1 protein-coding gene and 1 pseudogene are annotated in these 1,004 nt (G+C 68.9%); both read right to left on the reverse strand.

The features are described from left to right. Positions 1-314 (reverse strand): annotated as a pseudogene (locus LQR33_RS12440) (type II secretion system inner membrane protein GspF); the annotation flags it as partial. Then, positions 314-1,004, reverse strand: a 691-nt coding sequence (locus LQR33_RS12445; protein WP_231469176.1) for a GspE/PulE family protein, incomplete at its 5' end; no start/stop codon positions are given. The pseudogene LQR33_RS12440 and the gene LQR33_RS12445, both read right to left, overlap by 1 nt.

Here is a 1,004-nt window from a genome sequence, read left to right on the forward strand (position 1 = left end):
GCCGCCAGCACGGTGCGGCTGCGGGCGTTTTCCGATTGTTCGGTGACGGCGGTCAGCGCCTTCTCCAGCGTCAGGCCGGCGTTGAGCAGCGTCGACAGCTGCTCGGTGATCATCACCAGCTCGGCGCGCGGCAGGCCGCGGCGCAGCACATTGCTGCCGGCGCCGCCGGTCTTGGCGTTGACGCTGTCCACCGTCACCGGCAGCAGGCCGCGCTCCCTGAGCTGCCCGCGCGCCGCGCGGGCGGAATCCGCCTCCAACAGGCCGCTCTGCTCCTTGCCCGCCGCATCGTAGGCGGTGTACTTGAAGGCCGCCATCAGCTCCTCGTCACCCGCAGGATTTCTTCCAGGCTGGTCTCGCCGGCCTTGACCCAGCGCATGCCATCGTCGCGCAGGCTGCGCATGCCGTGGCGGCTGGCGTGGTCGCGCAGCCGATGTTCGGAGGCGCGGTCGTGGATCAGCCGCTGCATGGTATCGTCGATCAGCATCAGCTCATAGATGCCATAACGGCCCTTGTAGCCGGACTGGCTGCAGGCCGGGCAACCGACCGGACGGTAATGCACCGTCTCCGGCGCGTCGTCCAGCGGCACTGGATGCGGCGCCTTGCATTGCGGGCAGACGCGCCGCACCAGCCGCTGCGCCATCACGCCCAGCAGACTGGAGGCCAGCAGGAAGGGCTCGACGCCCATGTCGGTGAGGCGGGTCACTGCGCTGGCGGCGTCATTGGTGTGCAGCGTGGCCAGCACCAGGTGGCCGGTCAGCGACGCCTGCACCGCGATCTGCGCGGTTTCCAAGTCGCGGATCTCGCCTATCATCACCACGTCCGGGTCCTGGCGCAGGATCGCGCGCAGCGCCTTGGCGAAAGTCATGTCGATGCGGGCGTTGACCTGGGTCTGGCCGACGCCGTCCAAGTGGTACTCCACCGGGTCTTCCACCGTCATGATGTTGGTGTGGGCCGAATCCAGCCGCGACAGCGCCGCGTACAGCGTGGTGGTCTTGCCGGAGCCG

Origin of the sequence: Chromobacterium piscinae (assembly GCF_021129175.1) — a bacterium.
Classification (GTDB): Bacteria; Pseudomonadota; Gammaproteobacteria; order Burkholderiales; family Chromobacteriaceae; genus Chromobacterium; species Chromobacterium piscinae.